This is a genomic window from Candidatus Aminicenantes bacterium, from assembly GCA_026393795.1.
Taxonomy (GTDB): domain Bacteria; phylum Acidobacteriota; class Aminicenantia; order UBA2199; family UBA2199; genus UBA2199.
The window spans coordinates 1-17,185 of sequence record JAPKZL010000109.1; the positions used below are offsets into that span (position 1 = coordinate 1).

Here is a 17,185-nt window from a genome sequence, read left to right on the forward strand (position 1 = left end):
GAATTTTTTATAATAGTCATGGATGGCGTTTTCCAGAAACTGCCATCTGCGGATTTCAGGCGGGAAGATGTCCCGCGTCCCTTTGGCTGCCTTGATTTCGCTCATCAAAACCCCCGTGTCTTCATTTTGTCCATGCGCAACCTTGCGGCTGCCATTTTATTGGCGAAAGGCGTTGCCGATGATGCGGAACACCTCTTCCTGGTCATAGGAAAGGACCTGGGTCTTGCCGATCAGGGCCATGAAATTCGCGTCCCCCTGCCAGCGCGGCACCACGTGCTGGTGAAAATGGTCCTTGACCCCGGCCCCGGCCGCCGGCCCGATGTTCATGCCGATGTTGAAGCCGTCGGGGTGGAAGTTTTTTCTCAGGATCGCCATGGCGCGTTTGGTCAGTTCCCACATTTCCGCCAGCTCGCTGCCGGCTAGTCCATCGGGAGCCGCCAGGTGGGCGACAGGGGCGATCATCAGGTGGCCGGTGCTGTAGGGGTATTTGTTCAACAGGACGAAAAACTTTTCGCCGCGCCAGAGGATCATGGCCTCGCGGTCGTCCTGGGCCAAGGCCTGGCAAAAAATGCAGCCCGAATTTTTTCTGTTGTTGGCGATGAAATCCCAGCGCCAGGGAGCAGACAGGAATTTCATTTTTTCAAACTCCCCGGGGCTTGGCGGCGGTCATTTGTTTTTGTCGAGTTCGTTCTGCAGCAAGTCGCCGATGGTCGTGACCGAGTCGTCTTCGGATTTCATGAATTTCTTGATCTCTTCGCGTTCCAGGGCCTTGTTCATCGCCCGCAGGCTCAAATAGACCTTTTTGCGGTCGGCTTCGATGCGGACTATCATGGCCTGGATCTTGTCGCCCGGCTTGAATTTCTGCTCCAGCTCGGCCAAGGCCACCGGCTCCTCGTCGACGTCGTTATTGCGGATGAAGCCTTCGATGTTCTTGCTGATTTCCACTACGATGCCGCCGTCGATGACCTTCTTGACGGCCACCTCAATGATGCTGTTGGTCCGGTTCTGGGCGTGAAACGCCTTCCACTCGTTCTCGGCCAGATGCTTGATCCCGAGTTGGACCTTGGAATTGCGGTCCAGTTCGTTGCTGATGATCATGGCGTCGATTTCCTCGCCTTCGGTCAGGAATTCCTCGGGAGAGTCGATGTGATAGAAGCTGATATCCGAGATCTTGATCACGCCTTCGATCCCCTCTTCCAGGCCCATGAACACCCGCGATTTGAGAATTTTCTTGACCTTGGCCCTGACGATCTCGCCGCGGGAATGCTTCTCTAGGTATTTTTCTTCCGGGCGTATCTCCAGCTGTTTCAGGCCCAGCTTGATTTTGCGCTCCTCCTTGTTGACCTCGATGACCTGGACCCAGAGCTTGTCGCCCACGGCCACGTATTCCTCGACCGAGGTCGGGCGCCCTTCCCAGGTCAGGTCGGAGATATGCAGCAATCCCTCAACCCCTTCCTCCAGTTCGATGAAGGCGCCGAAGCTGACGATCTTGACCACCTTGGCGACCAGCCGCTTGCCGAGCGGATACTTCGTTTCCATGGTGGTCCAGGGATCGGCGAATTTTTGCTTGATGCCCAGGGAAATTTTCCCCTTTTCCTTGTCGATTTCAAGGACCTTGACTTCGATTTCGTCCCCCTTGCGCAGCTTTTCCTTGGGATGGTTGACGCGGCCGTATGAGATGTTGTCCTTGTGGACCAGCCCTTCCATGCCGCCCAAGTCGACGAACGCGCCGTAGTCCATGATCGAGGTCACCACGCCCTTGACGATCCGGCCGACCTCCAGCGAACCCAGCAGGTTCTTCAATTTTTCCTGCTTCTCCTCTTCCAGCAGGATGCGCCGCGAGACCGTGCCGTTCTTTTCCTTCTTGTTCAGCTTGACGACCTTGAACAGAAATTCCTTGCCCAACATTTTTTTGGGAGCCTTGATCTTTTGGATGTCGACCTGGCTCATGGGCAGGAACATCTCGATGCCCATGTCGACCAGGTAGCCTTTTTCGTCGGGAGTCAACTTGGCGATGACCCCCTTGAGCGGGGTATTGGTCTTGTAGGCGTGGATCACGTTATCCCAGCCCTCCTGCTCGTCCAGCTGCTTCTTGGAAACCGTGATGTAGCCTTCCTTGAAGTTGACGTTCTTGGGAAGCACCGAGATGGGGTCGCCGATCTTGTATTTCATGTTGCCGTTCCAGTCCAGCAACTCCTGGCGGTCCAGTATCCCTTCGGTTTTCTGACCGATGTCGATAACCACGCGATTTTCGACGATATCCACGATACGGCCCTCGATGGGGGCGTTGGAAGCCAGGTTTTTCAAATCGTAGTCTTTGACCAGTTTGGAAAAATCGTCCTGGTTGTTGCCGATAGCATTTTTTGTGTCTGACATGTCATGTCTCCTTTGAATTTATAGCTTCTGCAAGAAATTTTTTACGCAATCAAGCTCCTGCGGCGACGTGGAGGCTCCGGCGCTGATGCCGATGGATTTAAACTTGGCAATCTTGGCCAGGGTCGTTCGTTTGCGCAGATCGGCGCAGGTTTCGATCTGCAGCGTGTTCCGGTTTTTCTCCCTGGCGATGTGGACGAGCTTTTTGGTATTGGAGGAAATTTTGCTGCCGACCACGATGATGGCGTCGACCCTGGGGGCCAGTTTCCTGACCGCCTGCTGGCGGTCCTTGGTTGCCTGGCAGATGGTGTTGAATATGGTGAGCTTCTGGGTCTTGGCGAGCAGGATGGCGATCACGGCCTGAAAAAACTCGGTGTTCAGGGTGGTTTGCGCCACCACGCAGAGTTCCTTGCTGGCGGGGAGCGCCTCGGCCTCGGCCAGGGAATTGACGATGACCACCCGCTTGGCATAGCTTTGCGCGGCGATGATCTCCGGATGGTTCTTGTCGCCGACGATCAAAATCTTTTGCTTCTGCGCCTGCAGCCGGGCGATGATCTTCTGTTCTTTTTTCACCAGCGGGCAGGTGGCATCCAGGGTGCTGACCCCTTTTTGGCGCAGGATCTTTTCGATGTCGCGGGGGATGCCGTGGGTGCGGATGCACAGGGTTTTCCCCCTTTCAATCTCCCTGACCGAGGAAACGGAGCGGACTCCCCTGACCGCCAAATCGTTCAAAACCGGGATGTTGTGGATCAACGGGCCGAAAGTTTGAATTTGGTTTCCTTTTCGAAGGTATTCATTGATTAATTTCAAGGCTCGTTTCACTCCAAAACAAAATCCCGCCTCTTCGGCGACTACTATTTTCATAAATATAGGGATTAATCATATAATATTAAGCCCTGTTTGTCAATAAATAATCGCAATATGCGAGTGCAAAATGATCATGTCTGTTTTTAACAAAATAGAGCTATTTTATTCAGTTCATTGTGATGTCAGACGATTTTTTTCGATCTGATACGCCGGTTCCTAAAAGGCGAAACCAATGCCGGCGCCGGCCTGGAACCCGCCCAGTTCAATTTTGCCGGTTTGTGCTTCATCACCGGCCTGACTGTACGCGGTTGTCAGAGTCAAAAATATTTTATTGCCAAGGAAATAGTCGAGATTGGCCCCGATCTTCCAGCCCAATCCCGAACCTTTCTGGGTATCATCCAGAGCTTCTTCTTTGAAGGAGATATACGTCATGCCAAGCTCTCCACGCAAGCGAAGTATCGCGCTCAATTTGAAAACATAACCGAACCCGAAGCCAAGCAGGGTCTGACCGATATGAACCTTCTCATCGACCTCTTCGATAACCCCGTCCCTGGCTATTAAGGAGAAACTTCCCCAGACGAAAAAATTCCGATAAACCAGGCACGTAATTTTGATTTCAGGCATAAAAAACGCTTGGCCGTAAATTTGCCGAAAGTCTCCACTTGAGCTGAGAAAAAAATTGCCGCCGGCTGTGACCATGAACTTGCGAGCTGCACTTTCTTCTCCCTGGCAGACCACGCCAAGAGAGGCAATCAAGCATAACAGAAGGAGCATTGACTTAATGCCATTTTTTGTTCTTGGTTTCATTTTTTCCCTCGAATCCATTATATTGTCTTTTCTTCCGGTAGTCCGACTAACTGCCCTGAAATATTGTACGCCTCGACCCGATAAGTATAGGGGATGCCTTTGTCCAGGTACTTGTCCTGCATCTGGAATCGGTTGTTTTGCAGTTCGGATGGAGCGATCGTCCTGAGCAATACAAAATCACCACTGCCTTTGCGGCGCAGGATGCAATAGTAGGATGCTGGAATATTGGAAATTTCAACCGTAAACTGAATCTGGCCATATTGACGCAGAATGCTGAAGGCCTTTAACTCCTGCCGTTCGGCCAAGACGGTCATGATATGAATAGGCAGCGGCAAGGAAAAGATCACTCCAATATTACTGTCGCCCCCCCGAAAGGTCGTGCCATAGAGCGTTGAACCGGAAAGGACCAGGGATGCAAGCGGATGCGCCCCATCGTCAGCACCGCCGACAAATTTATGCTGTAAGGTAAAACCGCTGCCGTCGGTCTCGATATTGAATAGGGTGCCGAAATCATTAATGCCACCCGACTGGGCCATGCCAAAGAGGGTTGAACCGCAAAGGATCAGGGATCCCATTGGATATCGTCCCTCGGCCGCATTGTCGGGAAATTCATGCAGCAATTTATAGCCGGTGCCATCGGTCTGCACCTTGAATATCGTGCCATAACCACTGACCCCACCGACGCCGCCCCCAGATGTCATGCCAAAAAGCGTAGAGCCTGAAAGAACAAGGGATCCCCCTGGTTTTTGCCCATCTCTATCGTCGATTAATCCGGTCTGGCCAAAAAAAGAGTACAGAAAAGTAAAACCGGAGCCATTTGTCTGTATCTTGAATACTGCGCCAAGGTGATTGTCGCCCCCTAAATAGGTCATCCCATAGAGGATCGATTCGGAAAGGAGCAAAGATCCAGATGGACTCCCATAAGCATAAACCCCGGGAAATTCATGCAGCAGGGTAAAACCGCTGCCATCGGTTTGTATCTTGAATATCGTGCCATTGTCACTATGGCCGCCCCAAGCCGTCGTGCCATAGAGGGTCGAGCCGGAAAGGATCAAATTATCATTTGGATATTGCCCATCGTCAGGGGCGCCGACAAACGAGTGCAGCAGGGTATAACCGTTGCCATCGGTCTCCATTTTGAATATCGTACCCCGATCAAGCTTCCCCCCGTAAGGGGTCATGCCATAGAGTGTCGATCCGGAAATGATCAAGGATCCAGCCGGATCCCTTCCGTCCGCAGTACCGCCGGAAAATGAATGCAACAGGGTATAACCGGTACCATTGGTTTGCATCTTGAATACCGTGCCATTATCACTTTTGCCACCCTTGCTGGTCGTGCCAAAGATGGTCGATCCGGAAATCAACAGGTCACACGTTGGATTCTTCCCATCGGCATTGCCGCCGGCGAATTCATGCAGCAGGTTGATTTGGGCCCGAAGCGGCGGGACCAGAATGAATAGAGCGATTGAAGCCACCAATGTCATTTTTTTCATAATTTCATCCTTAAAGTTTTAGTATATATTTGTGGATAAATTCGTAATGCCTGCAATTTTTATCCTTTTTTCAGCAACAAATGATCCATATCCTTCAACTCCATTTTCGCTAATTATTATTAGCACATAGATAGGGCAAATTCAAGATGCAAAAGTGTGCACGGTTTCATGCCCGGCACGCCTTGACATCGGAGCAGTGAAGGCATATATTTTTACCGGAGGAAATCACCCCATGTCCAAGGTTGCCTCGAGCTTTCAACACATGTCTTTGCCCGAACAGCTGCCGGCGAAAAAGGAGTTCGTCGCCGACATCCGCCGCGCTCCCAACCGCGAATTTTCCCTGAGCGCGGCCCAGGCCAAGACGGCGCTGAAAAACGCCTTGCGCTACGTCCCCGCCGGCCTGCATCGCGAAATCGCCCCGGAATTCCTGAGCGAGCTGCTCGAGCGCGGCCGGATCTACGGCTACCGCTATCGCCCTGAGGGTTCGCTGAAGGCCAAACCGATCGATGCCTATCCCGGCAAGATCATCGAGGCGAAGGCCTTCCAGGTGATGATCGACAACAACCTCGATTTTGACGTGGCTCTTTATCCGTACGAGCTGGTGACCTACGGGGAGAACGGCCAGGTCTTCCAGAACTGGATGCAATACAACCTGGTCAAGCTTTGCCTGCAGGAGATGACCGACCGCCAGACGCTGGTGGTTTATTCGGGACACCCGCTCGGCCTTTTCGAATCGCCGCCCGACGCGCCGCGGGTCATCTCCACCAACGGCATGCTGGTGGGCATGTACGACAATCCGGCCGGTTTCGCCCAGGCTGCGGCCATGGGCGTGTCCAACTACGGGCAGATGACCGCCGGCGGCTGGATGTACATCGGCCCCCAGGGCATCGTGCACGGCACCTACCTCACCCTACTCAATGCCGGGCGCCTTTACCTGGGGATTCCCGCCCAGAAGGACCTGGCCGGGGTGGTCTATTTAAGCTCCGGGCTGGGGGGGATGAGCGGCGCCCAGGCCAAGGCGGTGGAGATCGCTGGCGGCATCGGCGTACTGGCCGAAGTCGACTATTCGCGCATCGAAACCCGGCACAAGCAGGGCTGGGTCTCCAGGATATCGGCCGATCTGGACGAAGTGGCCGGCTGGATCGCCGAGTTCCGCAAAACGAAAAAACCGGTCTCCATCGCGTATCACGGCAATGTCGTCGATCTCTGGGAGTACGTCCTGAGCCATGACATCCCCATCGAACTGGCCTCGGACCAGACCTCGTGCCACGACGCCTATGGCGGCGGCTACACTCCGGCCGGCATCGGCTTCGAGCAGGGGCGGCGCCTGCTGCGCGAGAATCCCGCCGAGTTCCGCAGGCGGGTCGACGAGTCGCTGCTGCGACAGTTCCGCCTGATCCAGGCCATGGCCGGCCGCGGCACCCGCTTCTGGGACTACGGCAACTCCTTCCTACAGGCGGTTTTCGACGCCGGCGCCAGCGACATCGCCAGCAACGGTGTCGACCCCAGCGACGGCTTCATTTTCCCCAGCTATGTCGAGCATATCATGGGACCTTTGGGTTTCGATTACGGCTACGGGCCGTTCCGCTGGGTTTGCCTGAGCGGCAAGGCCGAGGACCTGGCCGCGACCGACCGCGCCGCCATGGCTTGCCTCGATCCGGGGCGCCGGGCCATGGACCGGGACAATTACGAATGGATCAAGAACGCCGACAAGAACAAGCTGGTGGTCGGCACCCAGGCGCGCATCCTCTACGCCGATGCCGAGGGCCGGGTGAAGATCGCCCTGAAATTCAACGAAATGGTGCGCCGCGGCACGATCGGCCCGGTCATGCTCGGCCGCGACCATCACGACGTCTCGGGCACCGATTCGCCGTTCAGGGAAACGGCCAACATCCGCGACGGCAGCAACATCACCGCCGACATGGCCGTGCAAAATTTTGCCGGCGATGCCGCGCGCGGCATGTCGATGGTCGTCCTATCCAACGGCGGCGGCGTGGGCATCGGCAAAGCTTTCAACGGCGGTTTCGGCCTGGTCTTGGACGGCAGTAAACGGTGCGACCGCATCATCGCTTCGGCCATGGAATGGGACGTGCTCAACGGCATCGCCCGACGCGCCTGGGCGCGCAACGAAAACGCCATGGAAACCGCGGCTACCTGGAACGACCAGCACCCGGGACGCGGCCATATCACCCTGCCCCAGTTGGCCGACGAGCAACTGATCGACGAACTCGTCCGCAGGGAGCTGCCGCGAAAGTAGGGGCGAAGCGGGCGATGATAAAGGGCCGAGCCAAATTGACAATTAACGGCGAATGGTTTAAGATTTTTATTTGAAGGGCGGGATCCAGGCCGCGATTGCTTTGTGGAGCCGGCCGCCTCGACCCTGGTACAAGAACCGCATTTTTGCTGGAAACAGGGAGGTTCGCTTGATGAGCGATGAAAGCAAGGACGGCATCGGTTACGTGCCCGATGACGGCGATCAGGACAAGGAAGGGGAGCCGGCCGACGAGAAACACGCCGACGCCGATTCCGGTCCAAAGAAAAAGATAATCGCCAAGAAACCGCACCACAAGCTGCATGAACTTGAGGAAACCCTGCAGAAGGTCGCCGGCGAACGCGACGCGCTCAAGGACAAATATCTGCGCGGCCTGGCCGAAATAGACAATTTCCGCAAAAGGGTCAAGAAGGAAAAGGAAGAGTTTCAAAAATACGTGCTCAGCGAGTTCCTGATTGACCTGCTGCAGATCTACGACAACCTGGAAAGGGCCTTGAAGGCGACCATCAGCGAAAACGAAAAGGGAATCATCTCCGGGGTGGAGATCATTCGCAAGCAACTGCTCGATCTGATGAATAAATACCACGTGAAGGAAATCGACGCCTTGGGCAAGCCCTTCGACCCCGCTTTTCACGAGGCGCTGAGCAAGGAAGAGCGGCCGGGCATTACCCAGCCGGTGGTGGTGGAAATTTATCAGAAAGGGTTCACCTACAACGATAAACTGCTGCGCCCGGTTTTGACCAAAGTGGCCGTTCCCAGCGCCAAGGAAGACAGTCCCGAACCCGAGAAAAATCAATAATGGCCAAGAACATCGGTATCGACCTGGGGACGACCAATTCCTGCATCAGCTACCTGGAAGGTAAGGATGCCTTGATCGTCCCCAATCCGGAGGGGGCCCGGGTCATCCCTTCGGTCATCGCCATGACCCACGACAAAAAAAGAATCTTCGGCAACGTGGCCAAGCGGCAGATGATCACCAACAGCAAGAACAGCATCTGGGGCATCAAGCGTTTGATGGGCCGCAAATTCGCCGATACTGAAATCAGGGAGTTCAGCAAGCGCGTCGGCTACGATATCGTGGAGGCCAGCAACAACGATATCCGGGTAAAGCTGCTCGATGGCCTGTATTCCCCGGAAGAGGTCTCCGGCATGTTCCTGGGCTACCTGAAGAGCATCGCCGAGAACTATCTGGGCGAGGCGGTCGCCGACACGGTCATTACTGTGCCCGCTTTTTTCAGCGACTCTCAGCGGCAGGCCACCAAGGTGGCCGGCGAAATCGCCGGTTTGAAGGTCAGCCGCATCATCAACGAGCCGACCGCCGCCCTCCTCGCCTACGGCCAGAAGATCAAGAAAAACGGCTTGTATGTCGTTTACGATCTGGGCGGCGGAACGTTCGACATCTCGGTGGTCGAGATCAACGGCGATGTATACAAGGTGATTTCGAGCGTGGGCGACACCTTTCTGGGCGGGAGCGATTTCGACGCCCAGATCTGCGACTGGATTTTCCGCGAAGTGGAGAGCGAGACCGCGGTCGACCTCCGCGACAGCAAAGAGATCGTGCAGCGGGTGATCCAGATCGCCGAAAAAGCCAAGATCGAGCTGTCCTTCGACCATGAAACGATGATCTCGATCCCCTACCTGCACCATTTCAGCGAAGGCACCAACTATCATTTTCAAAAGAAGCTCACCCGTTCGCAGCTGGAATCCTTCACCATGGATTATATCGACCGCACCCTGGAGATGATAAAAAAATCGCTGGCCGACATCCACGTCAAGCCCGAGCAGATCGAGCGGACCATTCTGGTCGGCGGCCAGAGCCGCATGCCGCTCATCTTCGAGAAAATAGCCGATTTTTTCGGCAAGCCGCCCGACATCCAGATCAACCCCGAAGAGGTGGTCGCCCAGGGGGCGGCCCTGCAATCCGAGATCATCACCGGCAAGGTCAGGGACCTCCTCCTGCTCGACGTCACCTCCCTGTCGCTGGGGGTGGAGACGAAAGGCGACACCTTCACCAAGATCATCGAGCGCAATTCCACCATCCCGATCAAGAAATCGATGATGTTCACCACCATCACCGACAACCATACGGTTGTGAAAATCCACGTGCTGCAGGGCGAACGGACCACCGCCTCGGGCAACCGCTCGCTGGGATTTTTCAACCTGGTCGGCATCCCGCCGTCCTTGAAGGGCATCCCGCAAATCGAAGTCAATTTCGAGATCGATGCCAACGGCATCGTCAGGGTTTCCGCCCAGGACAAGACGACCGGGCTGACCCAGAGCATGAAGATTCAGCCCGCCAGCGGCCTGGCCCCAGAAGAGATCGAAAAAATCATCCGCGAAGCCACCGAATTCGAGGAGAAAGACAGGCGGGAGCTCAGGATCAACAAGGACAAGCTCCAACTCAAGGAGGAGTGGGAGACCATCAAATTTTATTATTCGCGCTACATCGAAAAGGTCACCCCCCATGATGGGGCCGAGATCGACGCGCTCATCGAGCGACCCGAAAAAGCTCTCGAGGGCAATGACGCGGAATTGCTCGAACAACTGCTGAAGAAAATGAAAAGCTACCGCATCATGATCAACAGCATCCTGACCGCCGAATTTTCCAAGTAAACGCCGTATGGCCAAAAAAGACTTTTATCAGATTCTCGGGGTCAGCCGCGACGCCAGCGCCGAGGAGATCAAAAAGGCCTATCGCAAGATGGCCATGCAGCATCATCCCGACCGCAATCGCGACAAGCCTGAGAGCGAAGAAAAATTCAAGGAAGCCTCCGAAGCCTATTCGGTGCTGGGGAACGGGGAAAAAAGAAAGATCTACGACCAGTACGGCGTCGATGGCCTGCGCATGGGCGGCGGCGCCGATGGCGGTTTTTTCTCCGATTCCACCTTCGCCGATTTCGGCGATATCCTGGGCGACCTGTTCGGTTTCGGCAATCCCTTCTCCGGAAGCCGGCAGCGGCGGCAGGGGCCGCGCCAGGGCCGTGACCTGGGAGTGGAGGTCGTTTTGACCCTCGAAGAGTCGTTTCTGGGGGTGGAGAAGGGGATCGCCGTCGAAAGGGAAAGAAACTGTCCCGAATGCGACGGTTCGGGGAGCGAACGGGGCCAGGGAGCGGAGATTTGCTCCAAATGCGGCGGCACGGGCAACGTCCGGCTGGCGCAGGGTTTTTTTTCCGTCTCCACCACCTGTCCGGCCTGCCGGGGCAGCGGCCGCATCATCGCCCACCCCTGCAAGAAATGCCGCGGCCAGGGCCGGGTGAATGAAAGCAAGAATATCAAGGTGACTTTGCCGGCCGGGATCGACGAAGGCAATCGCCTGCGCGTGGCCGGCGAGGGCGAAGGCGGCAGCCAGGGCGGTTCGCCCGGCGACTTGTACCTGATGGTCAGGATAAAGGAAGACAAGAATTTTCAAAGGCAGGGCAACGACCTGCTCTGCCAGCTGCAGATCACTTTTTCCCAGGCCGCCCTTGGGGACCAGGTCAGCGTCAAGACATTTGAGGAGGTGGAGAAGGTTAAAATCCCCTCCGCGGCGCAGAACGGTCAAATCATCAAAATCAAGGGCAAGGGCTTCCGCCAGGTCAATCGCTGGAGCCGCGGCGACCTGCTGATCAAGATTCATGTGCTGACCCCGAAAAACCTGACCCACCAGGAAAGCGAGCTGTTCAAGAAGCTGCGTGAAATCGAAAAGAGCCGGGAGCGCACTCTTTTTGACAAGGATACGCTCAATTGAAGAGCCAGCACCATTTTCCCCTACGGCGCGAAGGGCCATGAAAACCAGGCAAGATGATTGAACTGAAAGGGCAGATCGGGAAATACAAGATTCTGAAGAAACTGGGCAGCGGCGGTTTCGGATCCGTTTACCTGGCCGAGGATACCATCCTGAAATGCCAGCGGGCGTTGAAGATCCCCCACCGCACCACCGCCCAGCCCGACAAGCTGCTGCAGGAATCGATCTTGCAGACCCGCCTTCTCGATCATCCGCATATCGTCAAACTCCTGACCGTGGATATCGTCGACGGCATCCTGATCATGGTCATGGAGTACATTGAAGGCATCGACCTGGAAAAGATACTTGATAAAAGCAACACCCTGGGGCTGAAAACCGCCTTGAAGTATTTGAAGCAGATATTGTCGGCCCTGGCCTTCGCCCACCAAAAATCGGTCATTCACCGCGACATCCGGCCGTCCAACATCCTGATCAACTTGAACGACGACGTGAAGATCGCCGATTTCGGCACCTCGACGCTTCTCCAGGAAAAGCAATTCGCCACCACCAAGATCGGTTCGCCCCCCTACATGGCGCCCGAGCAGTTCGAGGGTAAGGCGGTGTTCGCTTCGGACATCTATTCGGCCGGCTGCCTGTTTTACGAGATGGTCACCGGTTTCCCGCCCATTGTCCTGGCCAACCCCATGGAGATTTACAAAAAGGCCAAGGCCGGCCAGCAGGCGCCGCTGATGCAGAAAACTCCCTCGGTGTCGCCCGAATTGAGCTGGGTGATCATGAACACCATGGCCGCCGATCTAAAGACACGTTATGCCCATGCCGGCGACGTGCTCAACGATCTGGAAAAGCTGGACAACAAGAACCGTGACTACAGCAGCGAAATCAAGGATATTCAGCAGCGCATCCATGCCCGTGAGAACCGCACCGACCATGTGTGCTGGAATTGCCGCAAAGCCGTTGGCCGGCGCATGCAAAAGTGCCCCTATTGTGGCGAAGAGCAGTAGCGGCGTCTCTCCTGCCTTTGCCGGCGGTCTGATTTGCCCCTTTGGCCTATATGCTCGTCCGCACTTGAAGTTTGGCGTGCTTTTGACTATTATTCAGGCGGGGGAAAGGGCATTCCGCGTCCCGCCAATGAGGAGGGCTAGCAAATGAAGCGACTCATTCTGAGTGGTATTGTGATTTTTGTCTTCTTTGCCGGTTTGTGCCAAGGCCGGGAAGAGTCCTCGGCGCTGCGCTCGCTCGCCGTTTTCAAGAACGGCCTCGGCTTTGTCATCCGCACGGCCAAGCTGGACCTCGACGACGGCTGGGGCGAGGTCGGTTTCGTTCCCAACTCCACGCTGGGCTGCCTCTGGCTCTTCCCGCAAACGCCGCAAGCCTACGTGGAGAGCGCGCGCGTCGGCTGGCGAAAACAGCAGCAGGAACGAGAATGCCTGGTCCTGGCCGATCTGCTTCAGGTCAACGCCGGCGCCAAGGTCCGGCTGCACCTGCTCGTGGGCCAGCCCGACCTCGCGCTTGAAGGCGAACTCCTGGCCATGCCGGCGCCGGCCAGGGGAGCAGAAGGAGTTCTGCCGCTGGTTCAACTGAAAACTCATGGCGGCAGCGTCATAACCCTTCCCCTGGAACAGGTCCGCTTCATCGAATGGCCGGAGGACTACAAACACCGGATCGCCGAGGAAAAAGCAAACAAGGTTCTGCAGGTCAAGATCCGCAACGGCGGCGGCGGCGAATCACTGCACATGGCCTACCTGACGCGCGGCGTCTCTTGGCTGCCCTGCTACTGGCTTGACGTCAGGGACGCCGAAAAAGCGCGCATCATGCTCAAGGCCACGCTGCTCAATGACCTGGAGGACTTCCAAGACCTGGACGTGGATTTCGTGGTCGGTTATCCGAATTTCGTCTTTTCCCGGATCGGCTCACCCATGAACCTGGAGGAAGATGTCGAGAGCTTTCTTTCCCGATTGTCCGGGCGGGCAATGGATTCCGGTGCCTTGGCCAATATCTCCACCCAGGCGCTGAGCCGCAATGCCTGGCAGGTGGACGGTTCCGACCAGACCAGTATGGAAACAGGTCCGGACATCGGCTCGGCCGGCCAGAGCGAGGAAGACCTCTTTTTCTTCAGCCAGAAGCAGGTTAGCTTGCGCAAGGGCGAGCGCGGCGAATACACCATTTTCTCCACCCAGGGTCCTTACGAGCATGTCTATGAATGTTCCCTGAACGACATTTCGGGAATCGATGAGTGGGGCAACCGCCGCCAACAGGGCGAGCGCGAGCGCGGCAGCAAGCTGCCGGTTTGGCACTGCCTGAAGCTGACCAATACGTCGCAGTATCCCTGGACGACCGGGCCGGCCCTGGTCATGAAAGGCGACGCGCCCCTGGCCCAGAATCAGCTCAACTACCTTGCTCGCGGCGCCGCCGGCCTGTTGCGGCTGACCTATGCCCCCGACATCGCCGTGCAGCAGGGCGAGGATGAAACGAGCCGCCGCGATGATGTGGTCATCAACCGCAGCCGCTACACCGAGGTCCAGGTGCAAGGCACGGTGTCGCTGCGCAACCACAAGGATGAGCCGGTGAAAATGGAGGTGAGCAAGATCCTGTCGGGCGCCGTGCTGTCCGCTTCCGACGCGGCCAAAATCAGCCGCCTCACCGACGAGATTCGCGGCGTCAATCCGCAGAGTTTGATCCGCTGGGATTTCACCCTGGCCCCCGGCGCGGCCAGGAAGCTGACCTACACGTATAAAATTTACGTTGACTAGAGATATGAACCTTTGGCGGCTGGCGCTATAAAATCCGGCTGTTTCAGTGCTGGCTGGGGCTTGATTAATGCTCCGCTGGCGGCGATAATACAAACCAGGAGCGACCATGGAACGAGAAGAGTTGTTCAGGAAGATCAGCGTCGAGAATGAAAAAAAAATGGTGCTGGTGGTGCTGGACGGCCTGGGCGGGCTGCCGGTCAAGGGCAAAACCGAGCTGGAAACGGCGCGCACGCCGAACCTCGACCTGCTGGCCGAGGAAAGCGAACTGGGCTTAAGCCATCCCATCGCGCCGGGCATCACCCCGGGCAGCGGCCCGGCCCATCTTTCACTTTTCGGCTACGATCCCCTCAAATATGAGATTGGCCGGGGGATTCTCGAAGCCCTGGGCGTGGGCATCAGCGTCGGCAAAAGGGACGTGGCCGTGCGTGGCAATTTCGCTACCCTGGAAAACGGCCTGATCAACGACCGCCGGGCCGGGCGCATCGCCACCGATAAAAACCGTGAATTAGTCGCTTATCTGAACGATAAAATTACTAAAATAGAAGACGTCGAAATCAAGCTGACTTCGGGAGAAGAACATCGTTTTGTCCTGCTATTGACCGGCGACGGCTTGAGCGACCAGCTGACCGACGCCGATCCCGAAGCCGTGGGCCGGCCGATCATGTATGCCAGGGCAAAAGATGAAGGCGCCGTTAAAACGGTCCGCATCATCAACCGCTTCATCGATCGCCTGACCGAGGAGCTGAAGTCTTTTCACCCGGCCAACACCTGCCTGCTGCGCGGCTACGCCCAGTACCCGGCCATCCCGGCCATGAAGGAATTGTTCAAGCTGAAAACGGCCGCCATCGCCGTTTACCCCATGTACAAGGGGCTGGCCCAGTTGGTCGGCATGGATATCCTGCTGACCGGACGCAGCATCGAGGACCAGATCAAGACGCTGAAGGAACATTACGCCGCTTACGATTTCTTTTTCCTCCACATCAAGAAAACCGATTCCTACGGCGAGGACGGGAATTTCGCCGGTAAAGTTTCGGTCATCGAAGAATTCGATCGCTTTATGCCAGCGCTGCTCGAATTGCTGCCCGACGTGCTGGTCATTACCGGCGACCATTCCACCCCGGCGCTGCTCAAGGCCCATTCCTGGCATCCCAACCCGGTGCTAATCAAGGCCGCCTTTCAAAGGCAGATGCCGGCGGCAGCCCTTTTCTTGGACGCGATCGCCGTTCACGAACCGGGGACCCGCTCCCGGGGCAAAGGACAGGCAATCGAGGTGCGCGGGAAATTCAGCGAAAAAACCTGCGCCAACGGCATCCTGGGGAATTTTAACGCCATGGACGTCCTGCCGCTGATGATGGCCAACGCGCTGAAGTTCAAAAAATACGGTGCCTGACCCATGCCCTACCTGGCGCTCGCGGTCGGCGGGATGGAAACCAACGCCTATATTTTTTATTCCGCCCTCAGCCGCCGCTGCTTCATCATCGATCCCGGCGCCGAGGCCGGGAAGATCATCGGCCGCATCGAGAGCGAAAAGCTGCTGCCGCTGGCCGTTGTCCTGACCCACGGCCATGCCGATCATGCCGGCGCCGCCGCCGAAGTGATCCGCCATTTTCATATCCCGCTGTGGCTTCACCAGGCCGACGAACAGGTCGTACGCTCGCTGGTCAACCGCGAATTCGCCGCCCTGTTCGGCGTCGCGCTGCCGCCGCCGGCCGAACGCCTGCTGGTTGACGGGGAGATAATCGGTGCCGACGACCTGGCCATGACCGTGATCCACAGTCCGGGTCATACTCCGGGATCGATCCTGTTGCGCAGCGGCAACCTGCTTTTCACCGGTGACACCCTGTTTCAGGGCGATGTCGGCCGCACCGACCTGCCCGGCGGCGATGCGAAACAGCTCGAGAAATCCCTGGACAAGATCAAAAAGTTCCCCCCGGCGTCGATTGTGCTGCCCGGTCATGGCGGGGCCAGCACCCTGGAACAAGAGCTGGCCACCAACCCCTATCTCTGATTATGGCCGAACCCACCGAGCCGCGATCGCCCCTGGATCGGTTTTTGCTCTACCTGGAATACGAAAGGGGGCTCGCCGCCAACACGGTCATATCCTATCGCCAGGAGCTGGAAAAATTCTTCGCCTTCCTGGAGAAAAAAAACCTGTCCTATCTGCGCCTGAGTGAAAACGACGTCCTTGATTTCATCGGCCAGGAGGGGCGCCGGGGCGGAGCTGTCGCCTCCCAGGCCCACCTGATCTCAGTGCTGAAAAGTTTCTACCGTTCCCTGGTCAAGGACGGCTGTCTCGATTTCAATCCGCTGGCCAGCCTGGCGCTGCCTAAAAAATGGCTCAGGCTGCCGAAGTACCTCGCCATCGAGGAAATCTTCGTGCTGTTGGATGCCCCGGACGGTGCGACCGTTATCGGCAAGAGGGACAAGGCCATCCTTGAATTGATGTATGCTTCCGGCCTGCGCATTTCCGAGGTCGTGCAATTGAAGCTGATTGACGTTTATCTGGATGAAGGCTTTTTGCGGGTGGCCGGCAAGGGGGGCAAGGAAAGGATCGTCCCCTTCGGCGCCAAAGCGCGGGAGTGTCTCGTCGATTACCTGGACAACGCCCGTCCGCAACTGCTGAAGGGGATGAAGCCGGGACAGGTCTTTTTGAATTACGCCGGGAGGATGTTCACTCGCCAGGGGCTGTGGAAAATAATCCGTGCCTACGGGCAAAAAGCCGGCTTGGCCGGCCGCCTGACCCCCCATGTCCTGCGTCATTCCTTTGCCACCCATCTGGTGGAAAAAGGGGCCGACCTGCGTTCGGTGCAGATGCTGCTCGGCCATTCATCCATTGCCACCACTGAAATATATACTCATCTGGCCAAGGGTCAAGTAAAAAAAGTGTACGACCAGTTCCACCCGCGCAGCAAAAAGAAGTGATTTGCAATTGAATTGAAATAATCAAGGGGAACTATTG

General features: G+C 56.6%; 14 protein-coding genes. 9 read left to right on the forward strand and 5 right to left on the reverse strand.

Features of this window, described 5'->3' with window-relative positions; translation table 11 throughout:
- Positions 1 to 156: 156 nt before the first annotated feature.
- The 5 genes from NTW95_05380 to NTW95_05400 form a co-directional block, all read right to left on the reverse strand.
- Positions 157 to 636 (reverse strand): HIT domain-containing protein, encoded by a 480-nt coding sequence (locus NTW95_05380; protein ID MCX6556851.1) that lies wholly within the window; start codon positions 634 to 636, stop codon positions 157 to 159.
- Positions 637 to 666: 30 nt separating this feature from the next.
- Positions 667 to 2,376, reverse strand: a complete 1,710-nt coding sequence (locus tag NTW95_05385) for a S1 RNA-binding domain-containing protein (GenBank protein ID MCX6556852.1) — start codon at positions 2,374 to 2,376, stop codon at positions 667 to 669.
- Positions 2,377 to 2,394: 18 nt separating this feature from the next.
- A complete protein-coding gene (ispH, locus tag NTW95_05390) occupies positions 2,395 to 3,237 on the reverse strand; it encodes a 4-hydroxy-3-methylbut-2-enyl diphosphate reductase (GenBank protein MCX6556853.1) in 843 nt (280 codons plus the stop codon).
- 159 nt (positions 3,238 to 3,396) lie between these two features.
- On the reverse strand, positions 3,397 to 3,987 hold the full coding sequence (locus tag NTW95_05395) for an outer membrane beta-barrel protein (GenBank protein MCX6556854.1): 591 nt from the start codon (positions 3,985 to 3,987) through the stop codon (positions 3,397 to 3,399).
- Between the two features lie 17 nt (positions 3,988 to 4,004).
- Positions 4,005 to 5,480: a hypothetical protein gene (locus tag NTW95_05400; GenBank protein MCX6556855.1), complete on the reverse strand. Its 1,476-nt coding sequence runs from the start codon at positions 5,478 to 5,480 to the stop codon at positions 4,005 to 4,007.
- A 232-nt stretch (positions 5,481 to 5,712) separates the two neighbouring features.
- On the opposite strand from NTW95_05400, the gene NTW95_05405 reads away from it, so the two are divergent.
- The 9 genes from NTW95_05405 (at position 5,713) to xerD (ending at position 17,148) form a co-directional block, all read left to right on the forward strand.
- Complete coding sequence (locus NTW95_05405; protein MCX6556856.1) at positions 5,713 to 7,737, forward strand: urocanate hydratase; 2,025 nt, start codon at positions 5,713 to 5,715, stop codon at positions 7,735 to 7,737.
- Positions 7,738 to 7,906: 169 nt separating this feature from the next.
- Positions 7,907 to 8,551, forward strand: coding sequence for a nucleotide exchange factor GrpE (locus tag NTW95_05410; GenBank protein MCX6556857.1), 645 nt, complete (start codon positions 7,907 to 7,909; stop codon positions 8,549 to 8,551).
- On the forward strand, positions 8,551 to 10,365 hold the full coding sequence (gene dnaK / locus NTW95_05415; protein MCX6556858.1) for a molecular chaperone DnaK: 1,815 nt from the start codon (positions 8,551 to 8,553) through the stop codon (positions 10,363 to 10,365). The genes NTW95_05410 and dnaK overlap by 1 nt, the downstream gene beginning before the upstream one ends.
- A gap of 7 nt (positions 10,366 to 10,372) precedes the next feature.
- The gene (gene dnaJ, locus NTW95_05420) at positions 10,373 to 11,479 is read left to right on the forward strand and encodes a molecular chaperone DnaJ (protein ID MCX6556859.1); all 1,107 of its coding nucleotides are present in this window, start codon (positions 10,373 to 10,375) and stop codon (positions 11,477 to 11,479) included.
- Positions 11,480 to 11,532: 53 nt separating this feature from the next.
- Entirely contained in the window at positions 11,533 to 12,477 is a 945-nt protein-coding gene (locus tag NTW95_05425) for a serine/threonine-protein kinase (protein MCX6556860.1), read from the forward strand.
- Between the two features lie 144 nt (positions 12,478 to 12,621).
- Positions 12,622 to 14,226: a hypothetical protein gene (locus NTW95_05430; GenBank protein ID MCX6556861.1), complete on the forward strand. Its 1,605-nt coding sequence runs from the start codon at positions 12,622 to 12,624 to the stop codon at positions 14,224 to 14,226.
- 106 nt (positions 14,227 to 14,332) lie between these two features.
- Positions 14,333 to 15,616, forward strand: coding sequence for a 2,3-bisphosphoglycerate-independent phosphoglycerate mutase (locus NTW95_05435; protein ID MCX6556862.1), 1,284 nt, complete (start codon positions 14,333 to 14,335; stop codon positions 15,614 to 15,616).
- 3 nt (positions 15,617 to 15,619) lie between these two features.
- Positions 15,620 to 16,234 carry an MBL fold metallo-hydrolase gene (locus tag NTW95_05440; protein ID MCX6556863.1) on the forward strand — a complete coding sequence of 205 codons (615 nt, stop codon included), beginning with the start codon at positions 15,620 to 15,622 and terminating at the stop codon, positions 16,232 to 16,234.
- Between the two features lie 2 nt (positions 16,235 to 16,236).
- The gene (gene xerD, locus NTW95_05445) at positions 16,237 to 17,148 is read left to right on the forward strand and encodes a site-specific tyrosine recombinase XerD (GenBank protein MCX6556864.1); all 912 of its coding nucleotides are present in this window, start codon (positions 16,237 to 16,239) and stop codon (positions 17,146 to 17,148) included.
- Positions 17,149 to 17,185 lie beyond the last annotated feature (37 nt).

Excerpts from the sequence above, each read along its gene's own strand:
- NTW95_05380 (MCX6556851.1), bottom strand. The coding sequence starts at position 636 with ATGAAATTCCTGTCTGCTCCCTGGCGCTGGGATTTCATCGCCAACAAC.
- NTW95_05385 (MCX6556852.1), bottom strand. The coding sequence starts at position 2,376 with ATGTCAGACACAAAAAATGCTATCGGCAACAACCAGGACGATTTTTCC.
- ispH (MCX6556853.1), bottom strand. The coding sequence starts at position 3,237 with ATGAAAATAGTAGTCGCCGAAGAGGCGGGATTTTGTTTTGGAGTGAAA.
- NTW95_05395 (MCX6556854.1), bottom strand. The coding sequence starts at position 3,987 with ATGAAACCAAGAACAAAAAATGGCATTAAGTCAATGCTCCTTCTGTTA.
- NTW95_05400 (MCX6556855.1), bottom strand. The coding sequence starts at position 5,480 with ATGAAAAAAATGACATTGGTGGCTTCAATCGCTCTATTCATTCTGGTC.
- NTW95_05405 (MCX6556856.1), top strand. The coding sequence starts at position 5,713 with ATGTCCAAGGTTGCCTCGAGCTTTCAACACATGTCTTTGCCCGAACAG.
- NTW95_05410 (MCX6556857.1), top strand. The coding sequence starts at position 7,907 with ATGAGCGATGAAAGCAAGGACGGCATCGGTTACGTGCCCGATGACGGC.
- dnaK (MCX6556858.1), top strand. The coding sequence starts at position 8,551 with ATGGCCAAGAACATCGGTATCGACCTGGGGACGACCAATTCCTGCATC.
- dnaJ (MCX6556859.1), top strand. The coding sequence starts at position 10,373 with ATGGCCAAAAAAGACTTTTATCAGATTCTCGGGGTCAGCCGCGACGCC.
- NTW95_05425 (MCX6556860.1), top strand. The coding sequence starts at position 11,533 with ATGATTGAACTGAAAGGGCAGATCGGGAAATACAAGATTCTGAAGAAA.
- NTW95_05430 (MCX6556861.1), top strand. The coding sequence starts at position 12,622 with ATGAAGCGACTCATTCTGAGTGGTATTGTGATTTTTGTCTTCTTTGCC.
- NTW95_05435 (MCX6556862.1), top strand. The coding sequence starts at position 14,333 with ATGGAACGAGAAGAGTTGTTCAGGAAGATCAGCGTCGAGAATGAAAAA.
- NTW95_05440 (MCX6556863.1), top strand. The coding sequence starts at position 15,620 with ATGCCCTACCTGGCGCTCGCGGTCGGCGGGATGGAAACCAACGCCTAT.
- xerD (MCX6556864.1), top strand. The coding sequence starts at position 16,237 with ATGGCCGAACCCACCGAGCCGCGATCGCCCCTGGATCGGTTTTTGCTC.